General features: G+C 75.3%; 17 protein-coding genes. 11 read left to right on the forward strand and 6 right to left on the reverse strand.

The genetic code is table 11. The features are described from left to right. Positions 1-30 precede the first annotated feature (30 nt). Positions 31-636: a dTDP-4-dehydrorhamnose 3,5-epimerase family protein gene (locus ABQ292_RS00315; protein ID WP_369202048.1), complete on the forward strand. Its 606-nt coding sequence runs from the start codon at positions 31-33 to the stop codon at positions 634-636. Here the strand turns inward: ABQ292_RS00315 and ABQ292_RS00320 are convergent. After that, positions 633-1,022 (reverse strand): S26 family signal peptidase, encoded by a 390-nt coding sequence (locus tag ABQ292_RS00320; RefSeq protein WP_369202050.1) that lies wholly within the window; start codon positions 1,020-1,022, stop codon positions 633-635. The genes ABQ292_RS00315 and ABQ292_RS00320 overlap by 4 nt on opposite strands. Before the next feature lie 51 nt (positions 1,023-1,073). On the opposite strand from ABQ292_RS00320, the gene sodN reads away from it, so the two are divergent. The 6 genes from sodN (at position 1,074) to ABQ292_RS00350 (ending at position 4,879) form a co-directional block, all read left to right on the forward strand. Next, complete coding sequence (gene sodN, locus ABQ292_RS00325) at positions 1,074-1,508, forward strand: superoxide dismutase, Ni (protein ID WP_438940554.1); 435 nt, start codon at positions 1,074-1,076, stop codon at positions 1,506-1,508. 60 nt (positions 1,509-1,568) lie between these two features. After that, on the forward strand, positions 1,569-1,982 hold the full coding sequence (locus ABQ292_RS00330; protein ID WP_369202052.1) for a VOC family protein: 414 nt from the start codon (positions 1,569-1,571) through the stop codon (positions 1,980-1,982). A gap of 72 nt (positions 1,983-2,054) precedes the next feature. Next, positions 2,055-2,732 carry a phosphatidylserine decarboxylase gene (locus tag ABQ292_RS00335; protein WP_369202054.1) on the forward strand — a complete coding sequence of 226 codons (678 nt, stop codon included), beginning with the start codon at positions 2,055-2,057 and terminating at the stop codon, positions 2,730-2,732. A gap of 9 nt (positions 2,733-2,741) precedes the next feature. Continuing rightward, on the forward strand, positions 2,742-3,569 hold the full coding sequence (gene pssA / locus ABQ292_RS00340; RefSeq protein WP_369202056.1) for a CDP-diacylglycerol--serine O-phosphatidyltransferase: 828 nt from the start codon (positions 2,742-2,744) through the stop codon (positions 3,567-3,569). Next, positions 3,566-4,051, forward strand: a complete 486-nt coding sequence (locus ABQ292_RS00345) for a GNAT family N-acetyltransferase (RefSeq protein WP_369202058.1) — start codon at positions 3,566-3,568, stop codon at positions 4,049-4,051. The genes pssA and ABQ292_RS00345 overlap by 4 nt, the downstream gene beginning before the upstream one ends. A gap of 45 nt (positions 4,052-4,096) precedes the next feature. Next, the gene (locus ABQ292_RS00350) at positions 4,097-4,879 is read left to right on the forward strand and encodes an HAD-IIA family hydrolase (protein ID WP_369202060.1); all 783 of its coding nucleotides are present in this window, start codon (positions 4,097-4,099) and stop codon (positions 4,877-4,879) included. Between the two features lie 3 nt (positions 4,880-4,882). Here the strand turns inward: ABQ292_RS00350 and ABQ292_RS00355 are convergent, their stop codons facing one another. Next, entirely contained in the window at positions 4,883-5,356 is a 474-nt protein-coding gene (locus ABQ292_RS00355; protein WP_369202062.1) for a hypothetical protein, read from the reverse strand. Between the two features lie 83 nt (positions 5,357-5,439). Between ABQ292_RS00355 and ABQ292_RS00360 the strand changes: the two genes are divergently transcribed. Both ABQ292_RS00360 and ABQ292_RS00365 read left to right on the forward strand, forming a co-directional pair. Further along, positions 5,440-6,462, forward strand: coding sequence for a diacylglycerol/lipid kinase family protein (locus ABQ292_RS00360; protein WP_369202064.1), 1,023 nt, complete (start codon positions 5,440-5,442; stop codon positions 6,460-6,462). A gap of 356 nt (positions 6,463-6,818) precedes the next feature. Continuing rightward, entirely contained in the window at positions 6,819-7,067 is a 249-nt protein-coding gene (locus ABQ292_RS00365; RefSeq protein ID WP_369202066.1) for a WhiB family transcriptional regulator, read from the forward strand. A 124-nt stretch (positions 7,068-7,191) separates the two neighbouring features. On the opposite strand, the gene ABQ292_RS00370 is transcribed toward ABQ292_RS00365, so the two are convergent. Continuing rightward, positions 7,192-8,691: a sensor histidine kinase gene (locus ABQ292_RS00370; protein WP_369202068.1), complete on the reverse strand. Its 1,500-nt coding sequence runs from the start codon at positions 8,689-8,691 to the stop codon at positions 7,192-7,194. A 437-nt stretch (positions 8,692-9,128) separates the two neighbouring features. Here ABQ292_RS00370 and ABQ292_RS00375 point away from each other — a divergent pair, with 437 nt between their 5' ends. Then, positions 9,129-9,635, forward strand: a complete 507-nt coding sequence (locus ABQ292_RS00375; RefSeq protein ID WP_369202070.1) for a GNAT family N-acetyltransferase — start codon at positions 9,129-9,131, stop codon at positions 9,633-9,635. Positions 9,636-9,720: 85 nt separating this feature from the next. Here the strand turns inward: ABQ292_RS00375 and ABQ292_RS00380 are convergent, their stop codons facing one another. After that, positions 9,721-11,268: a WS/DGAT/MGAT family O-acyltransferase gene (locus ABQ292_RS00380; protein ID WP_369202072.1), complete on the reverse strand. Its 1,548-nt coding sequence runs from the start codon at positions 11,266-11,268 to the stop codon at positions 9,721-9,723. A 195-nt stretch (positions 11,269-11,463) separates the two neighbouring features. Here ABQ292_RS00380 and ABQ292_RS00385 point away from each other — a divergent pair, with 195 nt between their 5' ends. Beyond that, positions 11,464-12,279, forward strand: a complete 816-nt coding sequence (locus ABQ292_RS00385; protein WP_369202074.1) for an alpha/beta hydrolase — start codon at positions 11,464-11,466, stop codon at positions 12,277-12,279. A gap of 37 nt (positions 12,280-12,316) precedes the next feature. Here ABQ292_RS00385 and ABQ292_RS00390 read toward each other — a convergent pair whose 3' ends face one another. Continuing rightward, positions 12,317-12,541: a biotin/lipoyl-binding carrier protein gene (locus ABQ292_RS00390; RefSeq protein ID WP_369202076.1), complete on the reverse strand. Its 225-nt coding sequence runs from the start codon at positions 12,539-12,541 to the stop codon at positions 12,317-12,319. 109 nt (positions 12,542-12,650) lie between these two features. Next, on the reverse strand, positions 12,651-13,700 hold the full coding sequence (locus ABQ292_RS00395; RefSeq protein ID WP_369202078.1) for a biotin carboxylase N-terminal domain-containing protein: 1,050 nt from the start codon (positions 13,698-13,700) through the stop codon (positions 12,651-12,653). Between the last annotated feature and the right edge of the window lie 100 nt (positions 13,701-13,800).

Consider the following 13,800-nt stretch of genomic DNA (forward strand, 5'->3'; position numbering starts at 1 on the left):
GCGGCGACCGCCCTCGTTACCGTGCCGCCCGTGGAGATCCGCCAGCTCGCCGTGCCGGACAGCTACGTGCTCGACCTGGTGCCCCACGACGACGACCGCGGCCGCTTCGCCGAGTGGTACCGCGCCGACGTCCTCGCCGCCGCCACCGGGCGGACCCTGCCGCTGGCGCAGGCCAACCACAGCGTGTCGGCCCGCGGGGTGCTGCGCGGCCTGCACTTCGCGCTCGTGCCCCCCGGCCAGGCCAAGTACGTCTACTGCCCGGCGGGGCGGGTCCTCGACGTCGTCGTGGACGTCCGGGTCGGGTCGCCGACGTTCGGCGCCTCCGACGCCGTCCTCCTCGGCGCCGGGCGGCCCCGCGCGGTCTTCCTCGCCGAGGGGCTCGGCCACGCCTTCCTCGCTCTGGAGGACCGCTCCTCGGTCACCTACCTGGTCTCCTCGGGCTACTCCCCCGGCCGCGAGTTCGGCGTCTCGCCCCTGGACCCGGAGCTCGACCTGCCGTGGCCGGCCGGCGTCGACGTCCGGCTGTCGGACAAGGACCGGGCGGCACCGACGCTGGCGCAGGCGCGCGAGGAGGGCCTGCTGCCGACGATGGAGCAGTGCGCCGCCCGGTACGCGCAGCTGCGCGCCGGTGCCTAGGGCCCGCCGGGGTCGGCCGGAGCCGGTCTGAGCCGCCCGGGGCGCGGGCGCACCCGGACGACGACCCGGCCGACGGCGACCGCGGGCCCGTAGGCGCGGCTGTCGTCGGTGACCAGCGGGTTGTCGCCGCGGACGTCCACCGCCCCGCCGTCGAGCACCCGCGCCACCCGCTTGACCACCAGCAGGTCGGGACGGGACGGGAACCGGGCCAGGACGACGTCGCCCGGCCGCGCGCACCCGGGCCGCAGCCGGCGCACGAGCAGCCGGTCACCGTGCCGCACGGTGGGCGTCATGGACGGGCCGCTGACCCGGGCCAGGACCCAGGCCGAGGGCAGCGGCGGCACCGGGGACGGTCCGGCTCGCTCGGACGTGTCGGGCCTGATCACCGCGAGTAGGGTCGCAGACGACCAGATCTCGCGACATCCGGAGGTAGTGACGTGCTGTTCAGCCGCATGTTCTCCGCCGTGGAGGCCACCGCGCACTGCGACCTCCCCTGCGGCGTGTACGACCCGGCCCAGGCCCGCATCGAGGCGGAGTCCGTCAAGGCCATCCAGGAGAAGTACCAGGGCAACGAGGACCCGGTGTTCCGGATGCGCTGCGTGCTGATCAAGGAGCAGCGCGCCGACCTCGTCAAGCACCACCTGTGGGTGCTGTGGACCGACTACTTCAAGCCGCCGCACTTCGAGAAGTACCCGCAGCTGCACGAGCTGTTCAACAAGGCCACCAAGCAGGCCGGTGCGGCCGGCGGCAAGGGCAGCATGGACCCCGCCGAGGGCCAGAAGCTGCTCGACCACATCGCCGAGATCGACAGGATCTTCTGGGAGACCAAGGCCGCGGCCGTCCGCGGACCCCGGGTGGGGTCCCCGCGATGAGAACCGGCGCCCCGCCCGGTCCGTACCGCGACACGACCACCCACCCCCCGAGGAGACCCGATGGCCGTCCGGCTCAACCCCTACCTGCACTTCTCCGGCAACGCCCGCGAGGCGATGGAGCTCTACCGCTCGGTCTTCGGCGGCCACCTCGACGTCATGACCTTCGGCGACGTGGGCGGCGGCGGCGACGAGTACCCCGCCGACGGCGTCATGCACGCCTTCCTGCGCACCGAGCACGGACTGGAGCTCATGGCCTCCGACGGCCACGACCCGGACGCCGGCGGCCCCGACAAGCTGTCCCTGTCGCTGTCCGGCGACGACCTGGAGACCCTCACCGGCTGGTTCGAGGCGCTGGCCGAGGGCGGGGAGGTCGACGTCCCGCTGGAGAAGCAGGTCTGGGGCGACACGTTCGGACAGGTCACCGACCGCTTCGGCATGCGCTGGCTGGTCAACGTCGCGACCCCCACCAGCTGATCCGCCGCCCGGTCGCCGGCCCCGTGCCGGCGGCCGGTCGCGCCGACTGCGGCCCGGTACCGTCTGACCTCGATGCGTATCGACCCGGCCGGGTGGCCGTTCATCACCGGGCCCCTGGCGCCCGCCGCCCTCCTCGCCGCGGGCGGACGGGCAGCCGGCCGCCGCAGCCTGCGGCTGGCCGCCTGGCCGCTCCTGGCCCTGTCGGCCTACATGGTCCTGTTCTTCCGCGACCCGGAGCGGTCGTGTGACCGCGAGGAGCCGCCGGCCGACGACGTCCTCTCCCCCGCCGACGGGATGGTGATGGTCGCCGGGGAGCCACAGGAGGGGGTCGCCCCCGAGCCCGCCCCCGAGGGCGGCTGGCAGCAGGTGAGCGTCTTCCTCTCCGTGGTCGACGTGCACGTCAACCGCTCGCCCTACCGCGGCGAGGTCGTGGAGAGCTCCTACCGCAGGGGCAGCTTCCTGGCGGCCTACCGGGCGGAGTCGGCGCACCGCAACGAGCGCAGTGAGCTGTGGCTGCGCGACGGCGCGCGCACCGTCGTCTTCCGCCAGCTGGTGGGCGTGCTGGCCCGCCGCATCGTCACCCGCACCGGCGTCGGGCAGCGGCTGGCCACCGGTGAGCGGTTCGGGCTGATGAAGTTCGGCTCGCGGATGGACGTCTTCCTCCCGTCCGAGTGCACGCTGACCGTGCGCAAGGGCCAGCGCGTGCGCGGCGGCGAGACCGTCATCGCCCGCTGGCCCGCCGCGGGCTGAGGAGCTCCGGTGCCCAGTTCGGCCTCCGGCTCCGGCCGGCCCCAGACACGGCGGACGGCCACCGTCGAGTTCGTGCGCGGCTCGGTGCGCGGCTCCCGCCGTCGGGCCCTGGCGACCCTCCCCAGCCTGTTCACGCTGGGCAACATGATGTGCGGCTTCGGCGCCATCCTCGTGGCCATCCGCGGCCAGTACACCCTCGCCGCGGTGCTCATCGGCCTGTCGGTGCTCTTCGACATCACCGACGGCGCGGTGGCCCGGCTGGTGGGCGCGGTCAGCTCCTTCGGTCTGCAGTTCGACTCCCTGGCCGACCTGGTGTCCTTCGGCCTGGCACCGGCCGTGGTCGCGTTCACGCTGTTCTCCGAGGGCCGCGACGAGTTCGACGCCCTGGGCTGGGTGGTCTGCTTCCTCTGGCTGGCCTGTGCGGCGATCCGGCTGGCCCGGTTCAACACGACCATCGACCCGACGGCGGACAAGCGGTACTTCACCGGCATGCCGAGCCCCGGCGCGGCCGGCGTCGTCCTGGCCTCGGTCTTCGCCTTCGGCGACCAGATGCAGGGCCGCGACCGGCTGTGGGTGCTGCTCATCGTCGCGGTGCCGGCGCTGCTCATGGTCAGCACCATCAGGTTCCGCTCGTTCCGCTCGCTGGTGAGCCCGAAGAGCGGGCGCCCGTACGGCCTGGTGGCGGCTGCGGTGGCCCTGGTCGTCGGCTTCGCCACCGTCCCGGTCGTCACCGGCTGCGTGCTGGCCTACGGCTACCTGCTGGCGCCGGTGCTGGTGCCGGCCGTGTCGCCGCTGGCCCGGCTGGTGCCCGCCCGCGTGCGGGAGGTCCTCACGTGACGGTGCGGCCGGTCGAGCCCGGCGACGTGGCGGCCGTTGTCGGCCTGGTGGGCGAGCTGGCCGAGTACGAGCAGGCGGCAGACGAGGTCCGGCTCACCGAGGAGCAGCTGACCACTGCACTGTTCGGGGACTCCCCCGCGCTCTTCGGCCACGTGGCCCTCGGCCCCGGCGGGGAGGTCGTCGGGATGGCGCTGTGGTTCCTCAACTTCTCCACCTGGCGCGGCACCCACGGCATCTACCTCGAGGACCTCTACGTGCAGCCGCAGCACCGCGGCACGGGGCTCGGCCGGGAGCTGCTGCGGACGCTGGCGGCCACCTGCGTGGCGCGCGGCTACAGCCGCCTGGAGTGGTGGGTGCTCGACTGGAACGAGCCCTCGATCGAGTTCTACCGGGCGGCCGGCGCCGTCCCGATGGACGAGTGGACGGTCTTCCGGCTCACCGACCAGGCGCTCTGCGACTTCGCCGCCGACCGCCGTCCCTGACCGCCCGTCCGACGCGCACCCCGCCGGTACGGCAGGGTGGGCGGTGTGACGATCGAGCGGGGCCCGGCCGAGTGCTGGCTGACCGACATGGACGGCGTCCTCGTGCACGAGGGGCAGGCCCTCCCGGGGGCGGCCGACTTCCTCGCCCGGCTGGTCGACACGGGACGGCGCTTCCTCGTCCTCACCAACAACTCGATCTTCACGCCGCGCGACCTCGCCGCGCGGCTGTCCCGCTCGGGCCTGCAGGTGCCCGAGCAGTCGATCTGGACCTCGGCCCTGGCGACGGCGGACTTCCTCGCCAACCAGCTGCCCGGCGGCTCCGCCTACGTCATCGGTGAGGCGGGCCTGACCACGGCGCTGCACGAGGCGGGGTACACGCTCACCGACACCGACCCGGACTACGTCGTGCTGGGCGAGACCCGCACCTACTCGTTCGAGGCCATCACCCGGGCCATCCGGCTGATCGGCGCGGGCGCGCGGTTCATCGCCACCAACCCCGACGTCACCGGGCCCTCGCCGGAGGGGCCCTTGCCGGCCACCGGCTCGGTCGCCGCGATGATCACCGAGGCCACCGGCGCCAAGCCCTACTTCGTCGGCAAGCCCAACCCGATGATGTTCCGCAGCGCCATGAACCGGATCGAGGCGCACTCGGAGAGCACGGTGATGATCGGCGACCGCATGGACACCGACGTCGTCGCCGGCATCGAGGCGGGCCTGGACACCATCCTGGTGCTCACCGGCTCGACGGCGGCCGCCGACGTGGCCCGCTTCCCCTTCCGGCCCAGTCGGGTGCTGAACTCGATCGCCGACGTCGTCGACCTGGTGTGACGCTCAGCGCTCGTAGAAGGCCAGCCGCGCCTCGGGCGTGGCCAGCAGGTAGAGCTCGGTGACCGCGAGGACGATCAGCGGCACGCCCAGCAGCGGCTGGCCGCCGGGGAACGCGGTGCTGTAGCCGAACAGGCCCAGCAGGATCTGCAGGACGACGACCGGTCCGCGCGCCCACGCCGCCACCCGCCGCAGGCCGGCCGCGGCCACCGCGAGGGCGACGCCGAACAGCCCGACGTAGACGACCTCGGCCAGAGCCCGGCCGACACTGTCGGGCGAGCTGGTGAGCGTGAGCCACAGGACGACCAGCGCACCGCCGAACAGCAGTGCGGCCTCGACCGCGGCCACGAGCGCCGCCCGCCGGACGGCCACCGGCGCCTCGGGTCCGGGGGCGCGGGGCGGGCGGGCCGAGGGCTGGGCGGCTCCGCCGAAGAGCCGCTCGGCGCGGGTGGGACGCCGCGCCCCGTCCTCCTCCGTCACACGAGCGAGGCTACGCGTCACCGGTCACGCCAGGACCCGTCCGTGCCGGTCAGCGGCCCACCGCGCTGGCTAGCCTGACCGGCATGCGTGCGCTCGTGGTGGTCAACCCCGCGGCGACGACGACGACCGGCCGGGTGCGCGACGTCCTCGTGGGTGCCCTGGCCAGCGAGCTGAAGGTGGACCTCGCCGAGACGACCCGCCGCGGTCACGCCCGGGAGCTGAGCCGGCAGGCGCGGGCCGACGGGGTCGACGTCGTCGTCGCCCTCGGCGGGGACGGCACCGTCAACGAGGTGGTCAACGGGCTGCTGTCCGACGGCCCGGGCGCGGACGTCCCCACGCTGGCCGTCGTCCCCGGTGGCTCGACCAACGTCTTCTCCCGCGCGCTGGGCCGCTCCCGCGACCCGGTGGAGGCCACCGGCGAGATCCTCGCGTCGCTGCGCGCCGGGCGGACGCGGCGGGTATCGCTCGGCACCGTCCGCGCCACCGGCACGAGCAGCGCCACGGTGGACGGCGGCGACCCGGCGGTCACCGCGGCCGTCGCCGGCGCCGACGCCGCGGCCGACGAGGGCTGGACCGAGCCGCGCTGGTTCGTGTTCGCCGCCGGCATGGGCTTCGACGCCGACGTCATCGCCCGCGTCGAGGCGCAGCGCGCCCGCGGCCGCCGGTCCACCGGGCCGCTGTACGTCCGGGAGGCCACCCGCACCTTCGTGCTCGGCCGCGAGCGGCGCCGCCCGGCCATGACGCTGGCGCTGCCGGGCGAGGCCGACCTCGACGGTCTCTTCCTCTGCCTGGTGTCCAACGTGAGCCCGTGGACCTACCTGGGGGCCCGGCCGGTCGACCCGAGCCCGGAGGCCTCCTTCGACGCCGACCTGGACGTCTTCGCGCTCGGCCGCATGGGCGTCCTGCGGATGCTGCACCACTCGCGGCAGGTCCTGGCCCGCCGTCCGGACGCCCGCGGCCGCGGGGTGCACCGGCGGCACTCCCTCGCCGAGCTGACCCTGACGGCCTCCCGGCCGCAGGGCTGGCAGCTGGACGGCGACCACCTCGGGACGGCGACCGGCCTGCACGTGCGGTCGGTTCCGGCCGCCCTCTCCGTCGTCGCCTGAGGAAGGGACCTCCCTGCCCCCACCCGCTCGCGGGCTCGCGGAGGGCCCTGCTGAGCAGACCGCCCGGCGGGCTCCTCAGACACGCCCGGCGGGCCGTGTCAACGACCCCGGCGACGTCGAGTGGCGTCCCTAGCACGCCCGTGGTGAGGTTGCTCACGAGGGGTCGACCCAGGACCTCCGTGCGCTTGACACGCTGTCCTCAGGTGAAAACATCGCGAGAGGAACGCAACCTGCCGGTAACAAGCGGTGGGTGGTCGCTGGAACGAGGCGCTGGGGAACCGGTGTCGCCTGCGCGAGCGGCCCGACGTCAGCGATCTGCAGCACCGACCGTAGCCGACACCGAGGAGTACACCGACATGGACTGGCGCCACCGCGCGCTCTGCCGGGACGAGGACCCGGAGCTGTTCTTCCCCATCGGGACGACCGGCCCCGCCCTCGTGCAGATCGAGCAGGCCAAGGCGGTGTGTGGTCGCTGTTCGGTCGTCCAGTCCTGTCTGAACTGGGCACTGAGCGCAGGCCAGGACTCCGGCGTCTGGGGCGGGTTGTCCGAGGACGAACGGCGCGCGCTCAAGCGCCGCCAGTCCCGCACCCGCATCCGCGCCTGAGTCGCCGCACCACCGGACACACGAGGCCGGTCCCCACGGGGGACCGGCCTCGTGTCGTGTCGTCGTCGTGCCGGACCGGCTCCTCCTCGCGCAGGCCTCCGGCCGCCACTCCGGCCGCCACCGCCTAACGGCGGGGGCGGCCGGCGCCGGGGACGTCGAGGACGACCTCGGTGCCCGGGCGGCCGGGGCCGGGCGGCTCGGCCGGCGCCGCCATGTGCAGGGAGCCGCCGAGCTCGCTGGTGACCAGCGTCCGCACGATCTGCAGGCCCAGGCCGTCGCTCGCCGCCGCGTCGAACCCCTCCGGCAGCCCCCGGCCGTCGTCGCGCACGCGCACCACCAGGTCGTCGCCGTCCCGCTCGGCCACGAGCTCGATGGAGCCGGGCGGGCCGTCGGCCGGGAAGGCGTGCTCGGCGGCGTTGTGCAGCAGCTCGGTGACCGCCATGACCAGCGGCGTCGCCGTGGCCGCCGGCAGCTCGCCGAACGCGCCGACCCGCCGGGTCCGGGCGGCCTGGCCGATCGAGGTGAGGTCGCCGAGCATCGGCAGCACCTGGTCGAGGACGTCGTCGACGTCGACGACGTCCTCCCGGCTGCCGGCCAGCGTCTCGTGCACGACGGCGATCGAGGCCACCCGGCGCACCGACTCCTCCAGCGCCGCACGCGCCGCCGGCTCGGTCATCCGCCGGGCCTGCAGCCGCAGCAGCGCGGCCACGGTCTGCAGGTTGTTCTTCACCCGGTGGTGGATCTCCCGGATGGTCGCGTCCTTGGTCAGCAGCGCCCGGTCGCGGCTGCGCAGGTCGGTGACGTCGCGGACCAGCACCAGCGCGCCCTCCTCGGCGCCGGGGGCCTGCAGGGGCAGTGCCCGCACCAGCAGCGTGGCGCTGTCGCCCTCGATGTCCGTCGGGTCGGGGAACCGGCCGGCCACCGCCGCGGCGATGCCCGCCGCGACCGCCTCCCCGGCCACCCGGTCGGCGGCCGCCGCGCGCGTCAGCCGCGCCAGGTCGGCGCCGACGAGGTCGCCGGTCACCCCGAGCCGCCGGTAGGCCGACAGGGCGTTGGGGCTGGCGTAGACGGCGCGGCCGGTGCCGTCCAGGCGCACCAGCCCGTCACCCACGCGTGGGCTCAGCTCGCCGCCGAGCAGCTTCTCCGGCGGGAAGGTGCCGGCCGAGACCATGAGGCAGAGGTCGGCGGCGATGTCGAGGTAGGTCAGCTCCAGCGTCGACGGCGAGCGCGTGACCGCCAGGTTGGTGTCCTTGGCCAGCACCGCGACGACGACGCCGTCGTGCCGCACGGGGATGACCTCGCGGCGGCGGGGGTTCGTGCCCGACCAGTCCGGGTCGCCCTCCGTGACCGGCCGGCCCTCGCGGTGCGCCACCCGGAACGGGTCGGCGTCCGGACCCTCGACCTCGCTGCCGACGAGGTCCTCGGGCTGGCTGGTCGGGGCGGTGAGTGGGCGCACCTGCGCGACGCACCACCAGGCGCCGGTGCGCAGCGGCACCCACAGCGTGAGGTCGGCGAAGGCGAGGTCGGCCAGCAGCTGCCAGTCGGCCACCAGGCGCCGGGCGTGGTCGACCTGGGACGGCGCGGTCGCCGAGCCGCGGTGCAGCCGTTCGGAGAGGGTGCTCATCGTCTCCGAGGGTATGGCTCCGTCCGGGCCTCCTCCCGGGTCCCGTCGCGAGCGTGCGAGCGGCGGGAGCGGTGGCCTCCCCGCAGGATCCCGTCGCGAGCGTGCGAGCGGCGGGGGCGGTGGCCTCCCCGCAGGGTCCCGTCGCGAGCGTGCGAGCGGCGGGGGCGGTGGCCTCCCCGCAGGGTCCCGTCGCGAGCGTGCGAGCGGCGGGAGCGGTGGCCTCCCCGCAGGATCCCGTCGCGAGCGTGCGAGCGGCGGGAGCGGTGGCCTCCCCGCAGGATCCCGTCGCGAGCGTGCGAGCGGCGGGAGCGGTGGCCTCCCCGCAGGGTCCCGTCGCGAGCGTGCGAGCGGCGGGAGCGGTGGCCTCCCCGCAGGGTCCCGTCGCGAGCGTGCGAGCGGCGGGGGGCGGGGAGGTCCTTTCTCTAGGCTGGTCCTCCGTGGCTCTCCCGTCCCCCGCTCAGCTGCCCGTGACCGTCGGGGACGCCGTGCCCGCCGACTTCCCGCGCATCTCCGCGCTGACCGCCGGCGTGTACCGCGACGAGCGGCTGGCCTCGGAGGAGTACCTGGGCCAGCTGGCCGACGTGCAGGGCCGGGCGGGGCGGTCCTCGCTGCTCGTGGCGCGCGAGGGCGGGCAGGTGGTGGGCGCGGTGGCCCTCGTGCTCGCCGGTGACTTCGGCGAGGTGACCGCATCCCCGGACGAGGCCGCGTTCCGCATGCTCGTCGTCGACCCGGCGGCGCGCGGCCGCGGCGTCGGGGAGCTCCTGGTGCGCGAGTGCCTGGAGAGAGCCCGCGCGGCGGGGCTGCGGCGGATGGTGCTGTCGACCGATCCGCGCATGACCGCCGCCCACCGGCTCTACGCCCGGCTGGGCTTCACCCGGCTGCCCGAGCGGGACTGGTCACCGCGGCCGGGGATCGACCTGCTGGTCTACGCACTGGAGCTCTGAGCCCCGAGCGGGAGGCGGGACCCGCGTGGTCCCCCGAACCGGGACGGCTGCGTCTCCGCCGCCGCGCCTGCCCGTCGCCGGGCGGTCAGCCGCGGGTGCGTGCCGGACCGCTGCGCGACCGGGACGGACGCCGCGCGGGAGCGGCCGGCGTCACGACGCCCGCTGCGGTTGCGAGGGTGTCCATCTCGTCGAGGACGTCGCCGAGGAGGACGTCGACGTCCGGCAGCAGCTCGGCGCACGAGACCAGCCCCCAGTCGAGGCGGTCGAGGTAGCTCTGCACCGTGATGTTGAGGCCCTGGCCCTCGACGATCGTCGAGACCGGGAAGTAGTGCTCGAGCCGCGCGCCCGCGGCGTAGAGCGGCGTGCGCGGACCCGGCACGTTGGAGATGACGAGGTTGCCCGGTGTCAGGCGTGAGCCGAGGCGCAGCCGGGCGCTCAGCCGCATCGCCCGCGCGAAGACGGCCGGCGGCGGGAACTCGGCGAAGTCGGTGAGCCGCTCGGCGGGCAGCGCCGCGAAGAGCTCCTTGCTGCTGGCCATCGAGTCGTGCACGCGCCGGACGCGCCGGACCGGATCCGGCTCGTCCGTGGGCAGGACGGCCGAGAGCATCGACACCCGGTTGGTCCAGCGGTCGGTCTCCTCCCCGGTCCGCACCGAGACGGGCACGAGCGCCACGAGGGGGTCCGCGGGAAGCGCGCCGCGGCGATCCAGCCAGGTGCGCAGGCCGCCGGCGCACGCGGCCATGACGACGTCGTTGACGGTGACGCCCAGCGCCGACTTCACCTGCTTGACCACGTCGAGCGACGTCGACCGGATGGCGAGCTTCCGGTGCGGCGTGATCGGTCCGTTGAAGGGTGTGCGCGGAGGCCGGACGCTGGGCACGACCGGTGGCTGGTCGGGTTCCTCGGGGCGGTGACGTCCGAGGTTGAGCACGGTGCCCAGCGGCCCGCGCAGACTGCGGCGGACCTCGTTCGCGGTCCGGACGAGCACGGGGTTGCGCGTCGCCCGGCCGACCTCCCGGGCGGTCCAGGCGGCGAGCAGGATCCCGCGCGCCGGCTTGCGGGCGAGGCCGAGCGCGCCCCGGGCGAGCATCTCGAGGTCGCCGGGAGGGCGATCGGGCGTCCACGGGTCGGTCTCGGGTGGCACGGTGCCGCCCTCGGGACGGTCGTCGAGCATCAGCGTCATCAGCTCGACGCCGGAGGCTCCGTCGATCGTGGCGTGGTGGACGATCGTCAGGACGGCGAAGCGGTCGTCGGGCAGGCCCTCGATGACGTACGAGAGCCACAGGGGCTTGCGCCGGTCCAGTGGCCGGGAGACGAGGCGCCCCACCAGCGTCGCGAGCTGGTCGTCGGTGCCGGGCGGCGGGACTGCCGTGTGGCGCACGTGGAAGGCGAGGTCGAAGGCGGGATCGGCCACCCAGTACGGGTGGTCCAGTCCCAGCGGGACCTCGGCCAGGCGCCGCCGCAGCGGCTCGAGGAGGTGCAGCCGCTGCTGCAGCTGCCCTCGCCACGCCTCGTAGGGCTGGTAGCCGGGAGTGTCGGGGCGGGAGTAGATCGACAGGCTCGAGACGTGGCCGAACTGCGCGGACGTCTCGAGGTGGAGGAAGGTCGCGTCCAGTCCCGACAGCTGCTTCATCGTCCCTGCCCTCCTCGGGTCGGCGGCGAGGAGCACGGGCCGCACATCCCCGGCCACTGCCCCGGACACGACCCGCGTGACCTCGGCGTGTGGCGCAGTGTGCCAGGCGTCACACTCCTCCGTGGGGGCGGGCGGTCCGGCACCGGCGTGGGTGCCCGTGCCGCCCCCGGTCACGGACCGGAGCGAGGACAGGACATGCGCACAGAACCGCCGCCACACCGGACACGCGACGACGGAGCTCCCCCGTGGATCGGCGCCTCCCCGGTCGCCGCGCTGCTCGCCCTGCAGCGGCCGTGGCGCGAGGCGGCCGCCCTGTTGCGCTCACCGGTGTGGCGCGGTCAGGACGTCCCGCACGGCGGCGGCCTGCCGGTCCTGCTCGTGCCCGGCTTCCTGGCCGGCGACCCGTCACTGTCGATGATGGAGCGCTGGCTGCGCGCACGGGGTTACCGGACGTGCACGTCGCAGATCCGCGTCAACGTCGACTGCACCCGCCTGGCGGTCGAGCGCCTGGAGCGCCGCCTGGTCGACTTCACCGACCGGACGGGGCGGCCCGCGGCGATCGTGGGGCAGAGCCGCGGCGGGCTGTTCGCCAAGCTCATGGCCATGCGCCGGCCCGACCGCGTCAGCGGGATCGTCACGCTGGGCAGCCCGAACGTCGACCACATGGCGATCAACCCGCTGGTCGCCGCACAGGTGCGCCTGGTCGCCGCACTGGGCACCGCGGGTGTGCCCGGCGTCTTCCTCGACGACTGCCTGCAGGGCGAGTGCGCCGGGGAGCTCGCCGAGTGGCTCGACCGGCCGTTCCCCGCGCACGTCCCCTACGTCTCGGTCTACTCGCGCAGCGACTGGGTGGTCGACTGGCACGCCTGCGTGGACCCGGACGCCGACAACGTCGAGGTCGACTCCAGCCACGTCGGCATGAGCGTCCACCCGGAGGTCTACGAGGTGCTCGGTGAGCGGCTGGCCGCCCTGGCCGGACGGACCTCGTCGGGGTCCGGCGGAGCCGGCTGACCGAGCCTCGCCGGCCAGGAGCCGTACGAGGGGCAGCTCAGCCGTCGGCGACGGTGGCGATGAGGTCGCCCTCCTGGAGCACCTCGCCCTCGACCACGTGCAGCTCCTGCACCACGCCGGCGAGCTCGGTGAGGACGGGGATCTCCATCTTCATCGACTCGAGGATCACCAGCGTGTCCCCGGCGGCGACCTCGGCCCCGGGCGCGACCAGGACCTTCCAGACGCTGGAGACCATCTCGGCGTGGATCTCCTCGACCGCCACGCGGCACCCCCTCGCTGCTCCGGAGCTCCCATCCAAGCAGGCGGCCCCCTCCCGGGCACCGTCCGAGCCTGCGAGGGGTGGGAGGAGGGAGGCGCCCGGGGTTCTCACGTCAGCTCCCCGGGGCGGGGTCCCCGTCGGCCAGCCGTTCGAGCACGGCGTACACCTCGGCACCGTCGTGCGGGACCCCGGCCTCGGGCAGCTCGGCGAGGGTCGCGCCGGCGGCGCGGGCGGCGGTGGCGGTGTCGACCGCCCCGGCACTCACCGTGGCCAGCAGCGCGTCGTACCAGCCGTCGAGGCGGTCACCGGGGTCGTAGCCGCTGACCGCCACCACCTCGGTCTGTCCGGTGGCGCCGCGCAGCCGGCCCGAGAGCGGCAGCCGGCCGGTCACCCAGCCGGCCCGCCCCGGCGGCAGCGTGGCCCGCAGCTGGACGGCGACGGCGGCACGGGGCGGGTGCTCCTCGCGGATCCGGCGGCGCGGCGCGCGCTCCCCGGCGGCCACGGCCAGCGCCAGGTCGACGGCGTCGACCCGGTGCGCCCGCTCGAGGACCGACATGTCGAGGGAGAAGCCGGCCGCGACCTCGCCGAGCTCGCCGTCCTCGGCGACGCCGACGGTGACCAGCCCCCGCCAGCCCACCTCGGCCAGCCGCTTGGCCCCCGGTGGGACCTCGCCGCCCGGGTCGGGCGTCCAGGAGACGCGGGCGATGCCGGCGGCGCGGTCACGGGCCACCGGGGTGGCGTACTGCAGACCGTCGTCGGTGACCAGGGCGAGCAGGCCGTGCTCGCTGGCCGGCTCCACGCCGTCACCGCCGAGCCGCTCCAGCACCTCGGCCGGCGGGCCGACCCACGTCAGCCCGGCGGCGGTCACCTCGCCGGCCAGGGCGGCGTTGCCGGCGAGGGCCGGCGGCACGGGCAGGACGGCGGCCACGCCGCTGCGGCGGGCGGCCTCGACGATCCGGTCGACGGCGAGGTAGGACTCCGCGGCCGGGGCCGGGCCCAGCAGCACCGCGTCGTCGGCCAGCCGCACGTGCCGGGCCGACCGCTCGGCCTCGGAGTAGACGGCCACCGCCTTGACGCCGAGACGGGAGCAGGCAGCGACCACCGCGCAGGCGGCGGGCCCCCGCCCCGCAACGAGCACGCTCTCGATCCCGTGCTGGGCCACGTCCGCCCGTCCTCCCGTCGGTGCCGGGGTCGGCTCCCCCGGCCTCCCTGCATGGTGCTCCTCGGGACCGACACCCGCCGCACCGGCCGGGGGGTGTCTC

It is taken from the genome of Geodermatophilus maliterrae (genome assembly GCF_041018925.1).
Lineage (GTDB): Bacteria > Actinomycetota > Actinomycetes > Mycobacteriales > Geodermatophilaceae > Geodermatophilus > Geodermatophilus maliterrae.